Origin of the sequence: Salibacterium qingdaonense, from assembly GCF_900114715.1 — a bacterium.
GTDB classification, from domain to species: domain Bacteria; phylum Bacillota; class Bacilli; order Bacillales; family Marinococcaceae; genus Salibacterium; species Salibacterium qingdaonense.
Genome location: NZ_FOTY01000001.1, coordinates 123,881 through 141,748 on the forward strand (window position 1 = coordinate 123,881; position 17,868 = coordinate 141,748).

Annotated in this window: 14 protein-coding genes; 13 read left to right on the top strand and 1 reads right to left on the bottom strand. The window is 49.3% G+C overall.

What is annotated here, in order from left to right:
* Positions 1–50 precede the first annotated feature (50 nt).
* The 4 genes from BM058_RS00565 (at position 51) to BM058_RS00585 (ending at position 5,407) form a co-directional block, all read left to right on the top strand.
* Positions 51–1,709: a glycerol-3-phosphate dehydrogenase/oxidase gene (locus BM058_RS00565; protein ID WP_090925092.1), complete on the top strand. Its 1,659-nt coding sequence runs from the start codon at positions 51–53 to the stop codon at positions 1,707–1,709.
* 68 nt (positions 1,710–1,777) lie between these two features.
* Positions 1,778–2,767, top strand: a complete 990-nt coding sequence (locus tag BM058_RS00570) for a zinc-binding dehydrogenase (protein WP_090925093.1) — start codon at positions 1,778–1,780, stop codon at positions 2,765–2,767.
* 38 nt (positions 2,768–2,805) lie between these two features.
* The gene (locus BM058_RS00575) at positions 2,806–3,927 is read left to right on the top strand and encodes an oxidoreductase (protein WP_090925094.1); all 1,122 of its coding nucleotides are present in this window, start codon (positions 2,806–2,808) and stop codon (positions 3,925–3,927) included.
* A gap of 754 nt (positions 3,928–4,681) precedes the next feature.
* The gene (locus BM058_RS00585; protein WP_090925096.1) at positions 4,682–5,407 is read left to right on the top strand and encodes a FadR/GntR family transcriptional regulator; all 726 of its coding nucleotides are present in this window, start codon (positions 4,682–4,684) and stop codon (positions 5,405–5,407) included.
* 291 nt (positions 5,408–5,698) lie between these two features.
* Here BM058_RS00585 and BM058_RS00590 read toward each other — a convergent pair whose 3' ends face one another.
* Positions 5,699–6,982 carry a TolB family protein gene (locus tag BM058_RS00590; RefSeq protein ID WP_090925097.1) on the bottom strand — a complete coding sequence of 428 codons (1,284 nt, stop codon included), beginning with the start codon at positions 6,980–6,982 and terminating at the stop codon, positions 5,699–5,701.
* Between the two features lie 124 nt (positions 6,983–7,106).
* Here BM058_RS00590 and BM058_RS00595 point away from each other — a divergent pair, with 124 nt between their 5' ends.
* From BM058_RS00595 to BM058_RS00635, 9 genes are all read left to right on the top strand, one after another.
* Positions 7,107–7,610, top strand: a complete 504-nt coding sequence (locus BM058_RS00595) for a GNAT family N-acetyltransferase (protein WP_177195369.1) — start codon at positions 7,107–7,109, stop codon at positions 7,608–7,610.
* A 130-nt stretch (positions 7,611–7,740) separates the two neighbouring features.
* Complete coding sequence (locus BM058_RS00600; protein WP_090925099.1) at positions 7,741–9,654, top strand: BglG family transcription antiterminator; 1,914 nt, start codon at positions 7,741–7,743, stop codon at positions 9,652–9,654.
* Complete coding sequence (locus BM058_RS00605) at positions 9,654–11,075, top strand: PTS fructose transporter subunit IIC (protein WP_090925100.1); 1,422 nt, start codon at positions 9,654–9,656, stop codon at positions 11,073–11,075. The genes BM058_RS00600 and BM058_RS00605 overlap by 1 nt, the downstream gene beginning before the upstream one ends.
* Before the next feature lies 1 nt (position 11,076).
* The gene (locus BM058_RS00610; RefSeq protein WP_090925101.1) at positions 11,077–11,526 is read left to right on the top strand and encodes a PTS sugar transporter subunit IIA; all 450 of its coding nucleotides are present in this window, start codon (positions 11,077–11,079) and stop codon (positions 11,524–11,526) included.
* Positions 11,527–11,776: 250 nt separating this feature from the next.
* On the top strand, positions 11,777–13,162 hold the full coding sequence (locus BM058_RS00615; protein ID WP_090925271.1) for a PTS mannitol transporter subunit IICB: 1,386 nt from the start codon (positions 11,777–11,779) through the stop codon (positions 13,160–13,162).
* A 27-nt stretch (positions 13,163–13,189) separates the two neighbouring features.
* On the top strand, positions 13,190–15,310 hold the full coding sequence (locus BM058_RS00620; RefSeq protein ID WP_177195370.1) for a BglG family transcription antiterminator: 2,121 nt from the start codon (positions 13,190–13,192) through the stop codon (positions 15,308–15,310).
* A 20-nt stretch (positions 15,311–15,330) separates the two neighbouring features.
* Positions 15,331–15,765 (top strand): PTS sugar transporter subunit IIA, encoded by a 435-nt coding sequence (locus BM058_RS00625; RefSeq protein ID WP_090925103.1) that lies wholly within the window; start codon positions 15,331–15,333, stop codon positions 15,763–15,765.
* Positions 15,766–16,896 (top strand): mannitol-1-phosphate 5-dehydrogenase, encoded by a 1,131-nt coding sequence (locus tag BM058_RS00630; RefSeq protein ID WP_090925104.1) that lies wholly within the window; start codon positions 15,766–15,768, stop codon positions 16,894–16,896.
* A gap of 128 nt (positions 16,897–17,024) precedes the next feature.
* Positions 17,025–17,855 carry an AraC family transcriptional regulator gene (locus BM058_RS00635; protein ID WP_090925105.1) on the top strand — a complete coding sequence of 277 codons (831 nt, stop codon included), beginning with the start codon at positions 17,025–17,027 and terminating at the stop codon, positions 17,853–17,855.
* Positions 17,856–17,868: the final 13 nt, after the last annotated feature.

The following is a 17,868-nucleotide window of genomic DNA, read 5'->3' on the forward strand; positions in this document are numbered from 1 at the left end:
GCGGAATTCTATTCTTTACCAGTCAAAGAATATAAAAGGAGGACAAAATAATGAGTGCTTTTTCAAGTAAACAACGCAACAGCCAAAAGGAACATATGAGCCATACAGAATTTGATGTATTGGTTATCGGGGGCGGAATTACAGGCTCCGGCATTGCGCTCGATGCAGCGACAAGAGGAATGAATACGGGTCTGGTGGAGATGCAGGATTTTGCGGCAGGCACGTCCAGCCGCTCGACAAAACTCGTGCACGGCGGTCTCCGTTACCTGAAACAATTTGAAGTGAAGATGGTGGCCGAAGTCGGGAAAGAACGTGAAATTGTGTATCAGAATGCGCCGCACGTGACGACACCCGAATGGATGATGCTGCCGTTTCACCAGGGCGGTAACTTCGGTCCATTCTCCACGTCGCTCGGCCTCCGCGTTTATGACTTTCTCGCAGGCGTGAAGAAGAGCGAACGCCGGAAAATGTTCAGCCGCGAAGAAACCCTGCGCCGGGCTCCGCTTCTTAAACAGGACGGACTCCGGGGAAGCGGCTACTACGTGGAATACAAAACCGATGACGCCAGACTTACGATTGAAACAGCCAAAGAAGCGGCAGCTAATGACGCTTCCATGATCAATTACACAAAAGTACTCGATTTCGTTTATGACGGAGAAAGAGCCGCCGGTGTCACTGTGGAAGACCAGCTGAGCGGGGAAACGTACACCATCCATGCCCGCAAAATCGTGAACGCGGCAGGGCCGTGGGTTGACCAGCTCCGTGAAAAAGACAATGCGAAAAAGCAGAAACACCTGCGTCTCACCAAAGGAATCCATCTTGTTTTTGATGACACCGTGTTTCCATTGACCCAGGCGGTTTACTTCGATACGCCGGACGGCCGGATGGTATTTGCGATTCCGCGCGAAGGAAAAACGTATGTGGGAACCACAGATACTGTCTATGAAGGCGATATTGCCAATCCAAAAATGACAGAAAGCGACCGTGATTATCTGCTGGATGCTATTGCCGATATGTTTCCGAAAGTAACCGTCACAAAAGACGACGTGGAGTCCAGCTGGGCCGGTCTTCGTCCGCTGATCGCAGAAGAAGGAAAAGATCCATCCGAGATTTCCCGAAAAGACGAAATCTGGGAACATGATTCCGGAATTTTTTCGATTGCCGGTGGAAAGCTTACCGGTTACCGGAAAATGGCACAGCACGTGGTGGATAAAGTGGCCAGCCGTTTTAAAGAAGAATACGGTGTCGCTTTCCAATCCTGCCAGACAAAGTACTGGAAGCTCTCGGGCGGTGACGTCGGCGGCGGCAAAGGTTTCCCAGGTTTTTTGAAGGAAAAAACGAAAGAAGGGGAAGCTCTCGGGCTGTCAGCAGAAGAAGCGGCATATTTGGCGCGGACCTATGGTTCCAATGTTGATCAGCTGTTTGCTGATGTAAAAGAAGCCGGCGAAAAAGGACCATACGGCATGACACCGTTTGTGTATGCTCAGGTAAACTATGCACTGGAACAGGAAATGACCGAAACCCTGATGGACTTTTTCACAAGGCGGACCGGTGCTCTCTTTTTCGATATTCATTGGGTGCATGACTGGAAAGATGCAGTCCAGTCGTACATGGCTGAGAAGCTGGAATGGAGCACAGACCAGGCGGATCAGTACAGGGAAATGTTGGAGAAACAGCTGCATGATGCCGTTGTTCCGGTTCAGGGATAACGAAGCGGCTTGTTTGAAATACTCTTCTGTGAGGTATAGCACAAGGACAGCTAAGGGAGGGTATAACTATGAAAGCACTAGCCATCAATGAGCCAGGCTCTGTTGATAATATGGAACTCATGGATATGGAAACACCGGAACCAGGACCGCAGGACGTGCGGGTCAAGGTTCACGCCGTCGGTCTGAACCCTGTTGATTATAAATTAGTGGAAGGCGGAGGCCTGCCGGAATGGAAGTACCCGCATATTTCCGGACTGGATGTGGCCGGTGAAGTAGATAAGACGGGAAGCAGTGTAACAGACTGGAAGCCCGGCGATACCGTTTACTTTCACGCCAGTCTTGCTCATCAGGGAGGATTCGCTGAATATGTAACGGCTTCCCGCACCGTACTGGCTTCTCTTCCATCCGGATGGAGTTTCGCCGAAGCGGCCACCCTGCCGACTCCTGCGCTCACCGCCTATCAGGCCCTTCACCGGAAAGTGCGGATGAACCAAGGCGGAACAATCCTGATTCAGGCCGGCTCCGGAGCGGTAGGAGGATTTGCCATCCAGCTTGCTGCACGCGTGGGGATGCGTATTATAACCACATGTTCGCCGGAGAACAACGAGTACGTGAAGAATTTGGGTGCGCATGAAACGATTGATTATCATACCGAAAATATTGTGGAAAAAGTACACGAGTACACCAATGGCCGCGGAGTCGATATTGTGATGGATATGGTCGGCCGGAAAACGGCAGAGGAAGCGTTTGATTACCTCGCTTTCAATGCTGATCTTATATGTGTCGCCGACCTTCCGGATATGGAGCGCTATACCCCGAAGACACTCGCTCCGAGCATCCACGAAATCGCGCTTGGGTTTGTGTACCGCTCGGAGGACTATGAACAGATTGCCGACCTTGGCCGTATGGCAGAAGAGGTAGGCGGGCTTGCAGCTTCTTCGGCCCTTCAACCAATGCTGGAAGAAGAAATCAATCTTGAAGATGTACCGGATGCGCTGCGGCGTATGAGAGACGAGCGGATCCGCGGAAATATTACAGCGCATGTAACGCACGACTAAACCGGCGCGTGTATTCGACAGAAAGACAGGTGATCGATGTGGCAGATTATGAGAACACGCTTTTTGAGCAGGAGCATATCAGTAATCACATTCTGAAAAACCGTTATATCACAGCGCCGATGACAAGGGTCAGTTCGGATGAAGACGGCACGCCCAATGGGAGAGTGCGGCGGTATTATGAACAGTTCGCCGCCGGCGGGTTCGCAGCGGTTATCACAGAAGGCGTCTATCCTGATACGGCTTACAGCCAGGGTTATGAGTACCAAGGCGGTCTCGCAACCGAAAAGCATAAGGAAGCCTGGAAGCCGATTGTCTCTGACATACAGCAGCACGGCGCGAAAGCAATCGCGCAACTGATGCACGCCGGTGCCCAGTCCCAGGGAAATTATTACAAAGACACATCGGTCGCTCCCTCGGCCTTCCAGCCGCCCGGCGGAAAAGTATCGGTGTACGGCGGCGAAGGGGAATTTCCGACAGCGGAACCTCTTTCCAAAGAAGGTATTGATGAGGTGAAACAGGGATTCCTCCAGTCGGCACGTCTTGCCCGTGATGCAGGATTTGACGGCATCGAACTGCATGGTGCCAATGGCTACCTTCTGGACCAGTTCTTGTCGGAAACCATCAATGTCCGGGAGGATGAATACGGAGGATCCGTCGAAAACCGGCTCCGCATGCTGGTTGAAACGATTCATGACGTGCGGGCGGAAGTCGGTTCGAATATGATGCTTGGCATCCGCATCTCCCAGCTGAAAGCAACAAACCCGCATTTCCGCTGGTCCGGCGGTGAAGAAGATGCACGAATCATCTTTACCGCACTTGGTGCCTCCGAAGTCGACTACATTCATATTTCAGATATGGACGCAACGGCTCCGGGATTCGGAGAAAATACGATGACGATGACCGAAGCCGCCCAAAAACACAGCGGCAAGCCTGTGATAGCATGCGGCAGCCTGTCTGATCCGGAGACAGCATCATCGCTTATTGAAAACAACGTCGCTGATTTCATCAGTATCGCCCGTCAGGCACTGGCCAATCCGGATACACCAATCCGCGTCAAGCGGGGGCTTTTGCTGGATGAGTTTGATAAAGAAGCGATCATGAAGCCGAAAGCCTACATTAAAGACAGTGAGCTTGAAAAAGAGCTGGCCGAAGATAGATAAAGACATGTTTTTGATCAACCGTACAATGGTGCCATGCTCTGCATGTGCTGTTGTACGGTTTTTTGATGGAGGACTGACTGTTTGATATCTGCCTCTTTTGCCACCCCAATCAAGCGGATGATGTGACATGACGGATATGCTGACGGATAAAATGTCTGCAACGTTGAGGTTAGACCCATTTTACATATGAAAATGGGTCTAAAATAAATATAGTGGACATTTTGGGAGCTTCCGGCTGTGAAAATGGCTGTAATATTATTTTTACGGCCATTATCCTGTGAAAAATGTCCATAAAACGTTTCCATCCGTCAGGAGAGCTCTTTATGAAAAACAATGCAAAACCCTGTGGCATAGAAACTCAAAGAAATCATGAGAAAAAAAGAGAAACGAAGGGATGACGAACGCTTTCATTTCTGATGTTTTCGTTTTCATGCCTAACACCTGCTTTTGAGATTTCAGCCGGTGTAAGACATAATGAAAACAGCATAAACGAAGAAAGTGGGGATGAATCATGAAAAAATTTCTTAAATCCGTAGGCAGCATTATCGTAGATGCAAGCGAACTGCAAAAAGAAGCAGAAAGACGCTTTCCACATACAAACGTTCAATAAATAGATAGAGGAGTTTTCCCATAAAGGAAAGCTCTTTTTTTATGCCCGATTCTCCCAAATCAGTGTGGTCCGTGCGACGGTAACGCCGGCTGTGCTGTTCCATGTTATAATAAGCCCAGCATGCCATGAAGGAGTACACGCTGGATGATGTATAAACAGATTGAAACGAAAAAAATCGCAGAAATTGTCCGCGAGCAGATTGAGGACATGATTAAAAACGGCGATCTGCAGCCGGGAGATAAACTGGAATCTGTCGTCACGCTGTCGGAACAATTTCAGGTCAGCCGTTCGGCGGTGCGCGAGGCACTGAGTGCGCTCCGTGCGGTCGGCATTGTAACGATCAAGCAGGGCGAAGGCACGTTTGTGAACCAGTATGATTTCTCCGGCGTACTTGATCCGATGAAACCGGAGCGTATTATTTCCAACAAAGAAATGCTGGAACTATTTGAAGTGCGTAAAATCATGGAAGTGGGCGCCGCCGAACTGGCCGCTGAAAAACATACGACGGAGCAGCTGGAACAGATGAAGCAGGCGCTTGCGGAGATGGATACTGCCTCGGAGGAAAACAATGTTGGTGAAGCGGCGGATGTTGCTTTTCATATGGCAGTGGCCGAAGCGTCTCATAACCAATTGATGCTAGACATGATGCACGAGCTTTCGGACACGCTCCGCAGGACGATGTTTGAAAGCCGCCGCATCTGGCTGTTCTCGGAAAAGAAAAGCCTGCAGCGGCTTTATGATGAACATGAGAGAATTTTAAAAGCAATCAAAAACCGGGACGCTGCTGCTGCTAGAACGGCAATGCTGGATCATCTTACACAAGTGGAAGCTGCGCTGCAGCTCCAGCAGACGGAAGGGCAGGAAGGATAAACGATCCGGAACAACCGAATAGAGGTCAGCTCATAATCCGAACCATGACACAGAATGCGGTTCTTGGCATATGTCATCGTTCGGATATTTTTGTCGATAAGAATATGCAGCATATTGCATTTTTGGTCATCAGCTTCAGTCCCGGCTGCTCGAAGGGAAAGGGATAATAGGGACCCGCCAATACGTCAAAAGAGATAATCAGCAGCGAGATCCCATAAAAAAGACGGAAGCGGGATTCTGCTCCCCAACTCCGTCTTTTCTAATAAACTCTTTTGTCCCGGTATTTCTCTATTACGGTATCTTCCGTGATAAGGCGCCGGTAACCCAGAACACGGCGGCAAAGATGATCAGTGCTGTGGCAGCAGGGCCGACTGCCAGGTTGACGAACTGATACGTCCATGGATCCTGGAAGTTCACTATATAACCCGCAGCACTTCCCGCAGCGCTGATGACAACAGGAATGTAGACGGCTTTTCTTCTGCGGCGCAGCAGAAAGATGAGCGAAATCCCGAACATCAGATACAACGCGGCAGTGACCGTATTGTTCATGAAAAAGCCGGCAGTCGCTCCCAGGAGAACATGCTTTTGTATTCCTGTTACTTCCGGTTCGAGAGTTGTGGCATTGCCGCTTGCTACATCCATGGACCGGAGGTGGTAGTCTGTGGCTGCCTTTGGCCAGTTCATGTCCTCCATGTAGAGGATGCTGTTCGATTCATGATAAAACACCGGTGACTCCACGTTGGTCGCAGCCGACGTTAATCGCTGCGTCTGTCCATCGTTTTGATCGAGCAGAAAAAGGTCATATTGGAAGTTCCCATTGCTGCTTGTATCTGTCACGGCGGTGTAAGCAACATGTTCTCCGTTTGGTGAAAGGGAAGCGCCGTACATTCCACTTGGCAGCTGCCGGTAAGGGACAGGAATGTCTGTCCCTTCCGTAAGCGGCGTGGTTTCGACGCTTTCTTCGGTTCCGCTGCTTACTGTGAACATGAGATAATCACCGGAAGGGGAAACGGATAAATTGTTCATTAAGTAGTAATCCTGTTCTGTGATCTGGGATACATCGCCGGATTCTCTGTCTATTTCATAAATATCGAATCCGGTGGACGATTCTGCGCTGGTGGCCATCCATTCATCTGCGGGCATACCAATGGCATATACCGACTGTCCGTCTGGAGAATATACAGCGTCTTCGAAGTGCATCTCTTCTCCTGATGGGTGCAAGATTTCGGTTTCCCTGTTTTTTACCGTATACAACGATTGGATATCCGTTGTCGATGTCCCAAGAAACAGGAGTTCAGAGCCGTCTGGTGAAAAAGCCGGAGCCGTTTCTTTGATGCCGGCTTTCCTTGTTACGCGTTCAGCTTCTCCACCATCGATGGAAGTTCGATACAATTTGGTGGTACCCTGGACATAATAAGTGAAAACAATGCCCTCATCCTGCGGCGCAATCGCTGCTTCCTCGCCCATGCCGGAATAAAACCTATCGTTATCAAAAGCAAAAGATAAAAGAAGGGAGACAGTCAGCAGGACGCCGGTCAGTAAGGCAAATGAAGGTATCAAAAAAGAACGTTTCATATGTAACCGCCTGCCTTTGATATCATTCCAACCTCTATCATAGCACTTACGCGATAAAGAACATAGTTGTCCTTCTGTTTTTAGGAAAAAGGATGGAGAAAAATAACCGAAAGGAACGATGGATATGATACAAACGAGAAGATTGAGCGTGGAAGATGCCGACGCTTGCGCTGCGCTCCGTGAAGAAGCACTGCTTGCTTCTCCGGAGGCTTTTGCGGTAACACACGAAGAAGAAGCAGTAGATGGCGATTTTATGGGAATTGTGCAGGAACGCTTGTTGTGGAGACACGCGGTGACGATTGGCGTGTTTGAAGACGACACTTTGGTCGGCACAGCTATGCTTTTAAAAAACACACTGCAGAAAATGGAGCATAAAGCAGATCTGGAGGGGATGTACATTACCACGTCTTTTCGCGGGAGAGGAGCGGGTTCCAAACTGATGAACGCTCTCCTGGAGCAGGCACGCCTTTGGGACGTGGAACAGCTTCAACTGGCGGTTGTTTCTTCGAATAAGCAGGCGAAATCTTTTTACGAGTCGGTTGGATTTCAGACGTTTGGTACCGAATCCAGGGCTCTTAAATGGCAGGGAAGCTACTGGGATGAAGAACATATGGTTCTGTTTCTTTGATGAACCACCACACACATCGGCGCTTTCAAGCGTTTTCCGCAAATTGTGGAACAAGATGAAAACGTTCTGTGCCGGTATTTGCTATACAATAAAAGTGTAAGGGATTTCAAAAAAGGAGGGAGGTGAAAAGGTGGAACAGCTGAATGCACGGCAGGTCCGGTTATTGCTTTATCTGCTTCATTATGAAGGGTTTCATGCATCCCAGGAACTCGGGAGGGGTTTTCAGGTTACATCCCGCACGGTCCGTAATGATGTGGACCGGATCGCGGAGTTTATCGATGATTTGGAACTTGATGCAGAAATCACCAGAAAACCAAGTGAAGGGATTCAACTGCAGACATCCATCAAAACAGCTCAGATTATAAAAATGGCATTGCGTCCGCATCCGGATACGCTTGATAAAACGTTAAGAGACCTTCTTTTCGAATTCGCTTCCAAGGCGTCTTACATTCATATGCAGGATGTGATGGATCGTTATTTTGTAAGCCGCTCCAAAGCAGTTCAGCTATTGGGTGAATTGGAAACATGGCTTAAGCGTTATGGTCTGGAGCTGGAACGCAGGAAACAAAAGGGCTTCCGTCTCCTGGGGGAGGAGTGGCAACTAAGGCAGATGATGAAAGACGTCTCTATAGAAGAGAAGAAAAGTCATAACTCGGATTACGATTTTCAGTTGGTTTTTCAGGAATTTAAACAAATGGAACAGCACCTTCAATTCCCTCTGACAGACCGGGCTCGTAATAATCTACTGTATCATACGCTAATATTTATACAACGCCTGAGACTGGGGAATGTTATTGAAGAAGATGAACGAAAAGCGGACGATTCGTTGTACCGTCATCCTGAGTATCAAACGGCCTGTCACTTTGTCTACCGCCTTGCCGACCTTCTGCAGATTCGGATTCCCTCACAGGAGGCAGATTATTTTGCCCTGCATCTGCTTGGCAGCAAGCGCGAGAGAATGAGTACTCCGGAAACAAATGATAAGGGCTGCTGGAATCTTTTTGACAATAAAGCAACAGCAATGATGGAGACATTTATAGAAGCGGTTGCTGCTGACTTTTCAGAGGATATGGCTCGTGACGATGATTTTAAAAGTGCACTGATTCTTCATTTTCAAACGACACTGCACCGTCTTCGGTATGGCCTGCGTGTGGAAAATCCAATTCTTCAGGAAATAAAAGAAGAGTATGAATCGTCATTTGATTGGGTGAATTATTGGCTGCAGAACGTGGAGGATCCACTTTTGAAAGATGTTCCGGAAGATGAAGCAGGATTTCTTGCGATTCATCTTCAATCGGCTATAGAGAGACACCGGCAGATGAATGAACCAATCCGGAAAGTACTCATCGTCTGTGAAAGCGGCATGGGAACCGCCTATCTGATAAAAGAAAAATTCAATAATCTATTCCCCGGAACGCGGGAGACGGAGGTCTCTGCGGTCCATGAGTGGAAAAGAAAAAAGGAGTGGATGCATCCGGACTTGATACTTTCCACAGTAGCGATTGACGATGAGCACGTGTTTCAGGTCTCTCCGGTCTTTTCCAGAGAAGATCAGAAAGCACTGATCCGTTGGATGAATACAAAAGAAGAGACAATGCCCGCTCTGATTAAATACGGCAGTGCTTCGCTGTTTTTCTCCGGTATGGAGGCTGTTTCCAGAAACGATGCGATTGAACAACTCGCAGATGCCTTGGTTGAACAGGGGTATGCACGTTCCTCCCTGAAAGAGCATGCACTGGAACGCGAAACACTTGGAAGTACTGCTATCTCCTCCCAGATAGCCATCCCGCACGGACACAAGGAAGATATTATTCATTCGGTCATAGCTGCAGCGCTGTTAAAAAAGCCTGTTAACTGGGGAGGTCAGGCTGTTTCGATCTTATTTTTTATTTCTGTTGATTACCATTCCCCGGGTGAGGCGGAAGCTCTTTTTAAAGAACTTTTTCACCTATCCGGGAATGAAGATCTAACCGCCGCTTTAAAAAAAGCGGCAACGTATGAGGAATTCACTGCAACGCTGAGACAGAGAGAGGAGAGTTCGTGATGAAACTAGTCGGTATTACATCATGCCCCAACGGTATTGCCCATACGTATATGGCAGCAGAAGGCCTGAACAAAGCTGCGCAGGAAAAAGGCATGGACATCAAAGTGGAAACGCAAGGATCTATAGGGGTTGAAAATGAGCTGACAGAAGAAGATATTGAACAGGCGGACGGTGTCGTGATAGCAGCGGATAAATCGGTTGAAAAATCACGTTTTCAAGGGAAACCGGTGCTTGAAACGGATTCTTCGGAAGCTATTAACAATGCAGGAGAACTGCTCGCCAGATTTGAAACCGGAGATGTGGAAGTATACGGTCAGCAGTCAGGCAAAGAAAAAGCAAAAGAAAAAATAGATGAAGAGAAGTCAAAAAAGAAGAAAAAGCAGAATCCGGTATACCGGCATTTGATGAACGGGGTCTCCTACATGATTCCTTTTGTTGTAGTAGGCGGCTTGTTAATTGCCATTTCTCTCAGCCTGGGCGGAGAACCGTCCGCAGACGGCCTTGCGATTCCGGAGGACTCTTTCTGGAGTTCCATTAATCAAATGGGAAGTACAGCATTCAGCCTGATGGTACCGATTCTGGCAGGATTTATTGCGATGAGTATTGCAGACCGTCCGGGTCTTGCACCTGGTATGATCGGCGGCTTTATCGCAAACGACGGAAGTTTTTACGGAAGTGAAGCAGGTGCCGGCTTTATCGGAGGTATACTTGCCGGGTTTCTTGCGGGGTATATTGCGAAATGGATTAAGGAAGTGAAAGTACCGGAAATCATTCAGCCGATCATGCCGATTCTCATTATTCCCATTTTGGCATCGCTTGCCGTTGGTCTGATTTTCATTTATGTTCTGGGAGCACCGATTGCCGGTTTGATGGAAGCACTGACAAACGGGCTGGAAGGAATGGAAGGCGGAAGCCGGATATTACTTGGTATCATACTGGGTGCTATGATCAGTTTTGATATGGGAGGACCTTTCAATAAAGTGGCTTTCCTGTTTGGTGCCGCCCTTATCACCCAGGGGCAGCCTGAAGTGATGGGAGCTATTGCTGCAGCAATCTGTACGCCTCCTCTCGGCATGGGTCTGGCTTCTCTTATGTTTAAAAGGAAATTCAAAAATGATGAACAGGAAGCCGGCAAGGCCGCTGTAGCGATGGGACTTGTCGGTATAACAGAAGGGGCCATCCCGCTTGCTGCAGCCGATCCATTCCGTGTCATCCCGAGTATTATGGCTGGAGGAATGACCGCCGGTGCCATTGCCATGATGGGAGGCGTTGCCGACCACGTGCCGCACGGCGGACCGATTGTCGCGGTGTTTGGTGCAATAGACAATGTTCTCATGTTCTTCCTTGCCATTATCGTCGGTACGATTGTAACAGCTGTTCTTGCGAATATCCTGAAAAAACCAACTGTGGAGGGATCCTGAGATGGACATCGAAGCACTATTACACAAAGAATCCGTAGATACATCGCTTGAGAACACGGGTAAAGAAGGAGCGCTTGAGGAAATGGCGGGATTACTGCCGGAAAAGGTGCTGAGTGATAAACAACAGTTTCTGCGTGACGTGCACGCACGGGAGAATGAAGGAAGCACCGGTATTGGATTCGGATTTGCCATCCCCCATGCCAAATCAAGTGGCGTCAAGGAGGCTGCTATAGCGGTTGGGAAGTCTCCTGCCGGCATTGAATGGGCAAGCATGGACGGTCAGCCGGCCGAAGTTGTCTTTTTAATTGCCGTTCCTGAAGAAAGCGCCGGGGATGAACACCTGAAAATACTGCAGCAGCTGTCGAAAAAAATGATGGACGAAACATTTCGCAGCGAACTCAAGCAGGCCGGAACGAAAGAGGCCGTCATCGATATCCTATCCGGGATATAATCACAAAAGCGGAGGTGCCGTGAAGCGCCTCCGCTTTTTAAATGATGTCAACATACATGTTGCCTTATTCCATCTTTCATTTTATTGATATCACTGCCATTAAGCCTATATGATGAGACTATACGCTATTCATCTTAGATATTGTCATGATTTATTATAAGGAGGGGTTTATGTGAGTGCAGAAGAAAACCAGAAGTCCGGGGGAGCGATCCGGGCGAAGGTGCAGAAGTTCGGAAGTTTTTTGAGCAGCATGATTATGCCGAACATCGGTGCTTTTATTGCCTGGGGGATTATCACCGCGCTGTTTATATCAGACGGCTTCTTCCCAAATGAAAACCTGGCTTCGCTCGTCGATCCGATGATTAATTATCTGCTGCCGTTGTTGATTGCCTACACCGGCGGTAAGATGATACACGATACCCGGGGCGGTGTCGTTGGTGCGATCGCAGTGATGGGTGTCATTGTAGGAGCGGAAGACCCGATGTTTCTCGGTGCCATGATTATGGGACCGCTGGCCGGGTGGATCATGAAGACATTTGACGATGCCATTGACGGAAAAATCCGCCAGGGTTTTGAAATGCTCGTCAACAACTTCTCCGCCGGTATCTTCGGCGGTGCGCTCGCTGTTCTTGGCCTTTATGCTGTAGGTCCTGTTATGGGAGCCTTCAGCAGTGCTCTTGCTGCAGGCGTGGAAGCCATTATGAACGCCGGACTGCTCCCGCTTGCCAGTATTCTGATTGAACCGGCGAAAGTACTGTTCTTAAATAATGCCATTAACCACGGTATACTCACACCGCTTGGACTGCAGGAATCAAACGAAACGGGTACGTCGGTCCTGTTTATGCTGGAAAGTAACCCGGGACCAGGTCTTGGTGTCCTGCTTGCTTACACGGTGTTCGGCCGGGGAGCTTCGAGAAGTTCAGCACCGGGTGCAGCATTGATTCAGTTTGTGGGAGGTATCCACGAAATTTACTTCCCGTATATCCTCATGAAGCCGCAGCTGCTTCTTGCGGTCATCGCAGGCGGCATGAGTGGTGTTTTCACGTTTGTTCTGTTTGACGTCGGACTTCGTGCCGCAGCGTCGCCGGGAAGTATTCTTGCCTACTTTGCTATGACACCGCCGAATAAGTATGTGTTCATGGTACTTGGTGTTCTCGTTGCTGCTGCGGTTTCCTTTATCATTTCCGCTATCATTTTGAAGGCGGGCCGTTCTGACGAAGAAGATCTTGGATCCGCTGCGTCGAAAATGGAAGAAATGAAAGGGAAAGAAAGCAACGTTACGTCCGGCTTGAAAGAAGAAGGAGCCGAAAATCAGGAAAGCAGCGAATCAGAAGAGCTTTCCGGAAAAGATATCAACAAAGTGATCTTTGCCTGTGATGCCGGCATGGGATCAAGTGCGATGGGAGCTTCCGTCATGAAAGACAAAGTGAAAAAAGCAGGTCTTGATATGGAAGTGACCAACTCTGCAATCAATCAGATTCCAGATGATGCGGATGTTATCATTACCCACAAAGACCTGACCGACCGGGCCAGAGGCAAACGTCCTGATGCCGAACATGTTTCGGTGGATAATTTCCTCGGAAGTCCGAAATACGATGAGCTGGTCGAGCGCTGGAAGTCAGATCAGGAACAATGATAGGATGGTTAAAAAGGGGGTATGCCCTTGGCTGTCGATTATATGACTGCCCGGGAACGGGAACTGATCCGGTACCTGCTGCATCAGGACAAAGAGATTCCGGTGGCAGACGCCGCAGCAGAGCTGGAGGTCAGTTCCAGAACCGTCCACCGGGATCTGAAGGGACTGGGTAAAACCCTCCGTCGTTATAACCTGAACTTGATAAAATCCGCCGGTAAAGGCGTGAAAATCGAAGGAACCCGCGAAGATAAACAAGAGCTGGAGCTGTCGCTGCTCCAGCCTTCGGTCGTCGAGTACACCGCAGAAGAAAGGCGCACGCTGATTCTCTGCCGCCTGCTCGAGAGTGTGGAGCCGCTGAAACTTCAAACTCTCGCCCGTGAGCTCAAAGTAACAAGTGCAACCATTAGTTATGATTTGGATCAGTTGGAGACATGGTTTGAAACAACCGATTTATCGTTAACGAGAAGACGGGGCTACGGCGTTACAGTAAGCGGATCGGAATCAGCAAAGCGGGCCGCAATGAGCAGCCTGCTCGCAGAAAATTTCGGTGAGAATGATTTATTTCGTCTCATGAGGGAAAATATTAAGAGTAAAAACGGATCCCCGGAGTCCGGAGAGATATCACAGAGACTTCTCGGGCTGGTCGAGCAGGATAAATGGCTGACCGTGGAGAAAATACTGGCAGATATGAAAGATGAGCTTCCATACCATTTTGCCGACAGTGCCTATGTCGGGCTGGTCGTTCATCTGACGCTGGCGATCGAGAGAATTTCGCAGGGCGAAAAGATAGAAATCAATGATTCCTATCTCAAAACGCTCGAGGATACGAAAGAATATGATACCGCCGTACTGCTCATTGAAAAGCTCGAAAAAGTATTTCGGCTCTCCATCCCAAAAGCGGAAATCGGCTATATTACGATGCACCTGCGCGGGGCGAAAATCAGGGAGGACCAGGATTACCTTCCGGATCTTGATCATCTGTCGGCAGCGGTCTATGCCAAAGCGTTGATGGATTATATGCAAAGCGCAACCGGACAGCCGCTGAAAGAAGATGATTCCTTGTACCAGGGGCTCGTGGCCCATCTTGATCCCGCGCTGTACCGGATCAGCGAAAACATGCGTATTTACAATCCGCTGCTTAACCAGATCAAATCGGATTATAAAGACTTGTTTCTTCTTGTGACAGAAGCAGTGGAGGAATCGCTGGACCGGACACTGCCGGAATCCGAAGTGGGGTATCTCACGCTGCATTTTGGTTCAGCGCTTGAGAAACTGCAGAACGACGGCAGAGTGAATGCGCTCGTCGTCTGCTCCAGCGGTATCGGATCCTCCAAAATGCTGATGACAAGGCTGCGGAAAGAAATACCGGAAATCGAAAGTCTGAAAAATATCTCTATGATGGATCTTGAAGAACACCAGGGAGCCGGTTATGATATCGTGATTTCCACGATGGAGCTGCATGACGATGTGTTTCCGTATATTGTCGTCAATCCGTTTCTGACAAAAAAAGATATTGAAAAAGTGAAGCTGTTCATCAGAAAGCTTCCGCCCTTCGAATCAAGCAGCACCCGGACAGACAGTCAGCATGGAACCGAACCTGAAGATCTGACCGGACAATCCGGTGACGTGTCAGAGGAACTGCGCCGGATACAGGTGTATACCGAGCTGATTGTACAAGTGATGGAAACATTCAAGGTGCTGCCGCCGGTCGAAGGCGGTGATATCTATCAGATACTGACAAAGGCCGAAGCGGGTGTACAACAGGAAGGAACGCTGCAGGACAGCGAAACGGCCGCTGATGCACTCTGGAATAGATACCAAAAAGGCGGGACGGCGGTTCCCCAAACGAACCTCGCTCTTTTTCATGCCAGAACCGAAGCGGTACATGCCCCGTGTTTTCATATCCAGCCGCTCATCCGGCCGGTCTCCCTGAAGGCGATGGACGGAACAAAAACAGACGTGGAGCATCTGTTGATTCTGCTTGCCCCGGCTGGAGACAAACCGGAAACATACGAGGTGTTGAGTGCGGTAAGTGAACAGCTCGTGGCAGGGAAGAAGACGCTTGATTTATTCGCTTCCGCCGATGAAGACAAAATAAAAAGCCACATGGGACAGGCGTTCCGTACGTGGTTAAAAGAAAAACTATAATATGATAGGAGTGGAGTATCATGGCAAAACCAATTCTGCAGGAAGAAAACATTGAAATAAACGCATCCTTAAAAGGGAAAGAAGAAGCCATCCGCGAAACAGGGCGTATTCTGGTGGAGCAGGGCTATGTGGAAGAAGCTTATATTGATGCCATGCTGGAGCGCGAAGAAATGACATCGACCTACATGGGGAACTACGTGGCTATTCCGCACGGTACCGAGGAAGCGAAGTCTCTTATTAAAGAATCCGGTCTATCTGTCGTGCAGGTTCCCGAAGGGGTGGACTTCGGCGGGAGCACGGTGAAAGTGCTGATCGGCATAGCCGGAAAAGAAAACGAGCACCTCGAAATTCTGCAGAAAATTGCGCTTATCTGCTCCGAAGAGGAAAACATCACAAAGATGTTGCAGGCACCGGATAAAGCATCTCTCCTGGCACAGCTGAATGAGGTGAATTAAATGAAAGCTCTGCAGATTGGAGCCGGTAATATCGGCCGGGGATTCATCGGACAGCTGCTGTATGAAGCAGGATGGGATCTTTGTTTTGCCGATATTAACGACGAGTTGATTCAGAAACTGAAAGCAGAGCAGCAGTACAAGGTGGAACTGGCCGGAGAAGAGCAGCAGGTCGTGCAGGTGGATGAGGTCGACGCGGTGCACAGCGCAGAGGAAGAGGAAGAACTGCTTACGCGTATCGCCGAGGCGGATCTCATCACAACCGCCGTTGGACCGAATGTGCTGAAAGGCATAGCTCCGGCAATGGCCGCCGGCCTCCGGAAACGGCTGGATGCCGGAGCCGCTCCGGTTAATGTTATCGCCTGCGAAAACATGGCAGGCGCTACAGACCAGTTGAAATACTATATTTTCGAGAACGTTACGGCCGAAGAGCAGGAGCAGATAGCTTCCTTCACCGGATTCGCAAACGCCGCAGTCGACCGCATTGTGCCGCAGCAGCCGGCTGAAAATGAACTGGACGTTACGGTGGAGCCGTTTTTTGAGTGGGTGGTCGAAACCCCTGCATTAAAAGGCGGTCCCCCGGATATTCCTTCTGTTACCTTCGTGGACGACCTTACTCCGTATATGGAGCGGAAGCTGTTCACCGTTAACACCGGTCACGCCGCGCTTGCCTACCATGGATTCGCCGCAGGCATCAGTACCATCAAGGAAGCAGCAGAAAATCCAGCGGTCGCAGAAAAACTGGACAACGTGCTGCAGGAGACAAGCACCCTGCTCGAACTAAAGCATGGATTTTCCGCCGAAGAGATGGAGAGGTATCGTTCCAAAATCACAGCCCGTTTCCGTAATCCACATATTTCAGACTCTGTTGAACGCGTCGGGAGGGGTCCGGTCCGAAAGCTCGGCCCAAGCGACAGACTCGTCCGTCCGGCGCTCGAGCTGATGGAGCGCGATATTACGCCGGATGCGCTTGCCGGTGTCATCGCCGCGTGCCTGGAGTTTGACGTGAAGGAAGACCCGGAATCTGTGGAACTGCAGCAGAACATACAAAAAAACGGAAAAAAACAGACGCTTGCCTATTACACAGAACAGGACGTGCATCATCCGCTGCTTGAGAAAGTATCTGCAATGTAATATTCCCCCTGCCGCTGCCACCTGGTTCTGACCGGAGGCAGCGGCTTTTTGGTTTTGTATTCAAACCATTTACAGCTGTAGTATACTATAAGTAAACGACGCTCCGGATGGGGGGAGGGAACCTTGGCATGACAAAAAAGTCAGGAGAACAACAGGTACGTGAAGTTAAACTTTATGAAAGCAAACATAAGGAAAAAGATCTGGTGCAGACCCACCACCATACAACGCATCAGATACTCTATGTACTGGATGGAACCGGGCGGTGCACGCTGAATCATAAAGATCATACGCTGGAATCGGACAACGTGGTGCTCATCGCGCCGTACACGAATCATTCGATTCTTTCCTCATCAAAAATGACTGTTCTCGTGCTGGAATTTAACGAATCGTTTTTAAGTGAAGAAGTACGCACCGAACTGCTGCCGCTTGTATTCGAAACGTCTGATGTACTTAAGATGAGCCTGTTTGACAGCAGTGAACTCCGGCAGCTGCTCCGCAAAATGCTGTATGAGCAGTCTCACGGGGATAACCTGCGTATGCTGGCAATGAAGACTTTTCTGGCAGAGCTTCTGTTTGTCATGAAACGCTCGTACCAGTCGAATCAGATCGCCGATACGAACAAGCTGCGGGTTGAATGGCTCCGGAATTACATCAATACCCATTATTACGAAATCACCGCGTCGGAAGATCTTTCGAAAAAAATGGGAATGAGTACGCGGTACGTGCACAGCATATTCAAGGAATACTACGGCAGAACACCGATGCAGTATCTGACGGAAGTCAGGCTCGAACTCGTCAAGGACATGCTGCTTGAAACCGACAATGACATTGCTTCCATCTGTTTTGAAGTCGGCTTTGAATCCGTGTCGACATTTTACAGAGTGTTTAAAAAATATGTCGGTATCCCCCCAAACCAATACCGTACCTCTCACCACGAACCAGGACACGGAGAAGACTGAGCGCTTCTTCGTG

What these genes read in the sequence shown, in the direction of transcription:
- BM058_RS00570 (WP_090925093.1), top strand. Translation starts at nt 1,778, where the DNA reads ATGAAAGCACTAGCCATCAATGAGCCAGGCTCTGTTGATAATATGGAA.
- BM058_RS00630 (WP_090925104.1), top strand. Translation starts at nt 15,766, where the DNA reads ATGAAAGCTCTGCAGATTGGAGCCGGTAATATCGGCCGGGGATTCATC.
- BM058_RS00565 (WP_090925092.1), top strand. Translation starts at nt 51, where the DNA reads ATGAGTGCTTTTTCAAGTAAACAACGCAACAGCCAAAAGGAACATATG.
- BM058_RS00605 (WP_090925100.1), top strand. Translation starts at nt 9,654, where the DNA reads ATGAAACTAGTCGGTATTACATCATGCCCCAACGGTATTGCCCATACG.
- BM058_RS00615 (WP_090925271.1), top strand. Translation starts at nt 11,777, where the DNA reads ATGATTATGCCGAACATCGGTGCTTTTATTGCCTGGGGGATTATCACC.
- BM058_RS00625 (WP_090925103.1), top strand. Translation starts at nt 15,331, where the DNA reads ATGGCAAAACCAATTCTGCAGGAAGAAAACATTGAAATAAACGCATCC.
- BM058_RS00635 (WP_090925105.1), top strand. Translation starts at nt 17,025, where the DNA reads ATGACAAAAAAGTCAGGAGAACAACAGGTACGTGAAGTTAAACTTTAT.
- BM058_RS00595 (WP_177195369.1), top strand. Translation starts at nt 7,107, where the DNA reads ATGATACAAACGAGAAGATTGAGCGTGGAAGATGCCGACGCTTGCGCT.
- BM058_RS00590 (WP_090925097.1), bottom strand. Translation starts at nt 6,982, where the DNA reads ATGAAACGTTCTTTTTTGATACCTTCATTTGCCTTACTGACCGGCGTC.
- BM058_RS00610 (WP_090925101.1), top strand. Translation starts at nt 11,077, where the DNA reads ATGGACATCGAAGCACTATTACACAAAGAATCCGTAGATACATCGCTT.
- BM058_RS00585 (WP_090925096.1), top strand. Translation starts at nt 4,682, where the DNA reads ATGATGTATAAACAGATTGAAACGAAAAAAATCGCAGAAATTGTCCGC.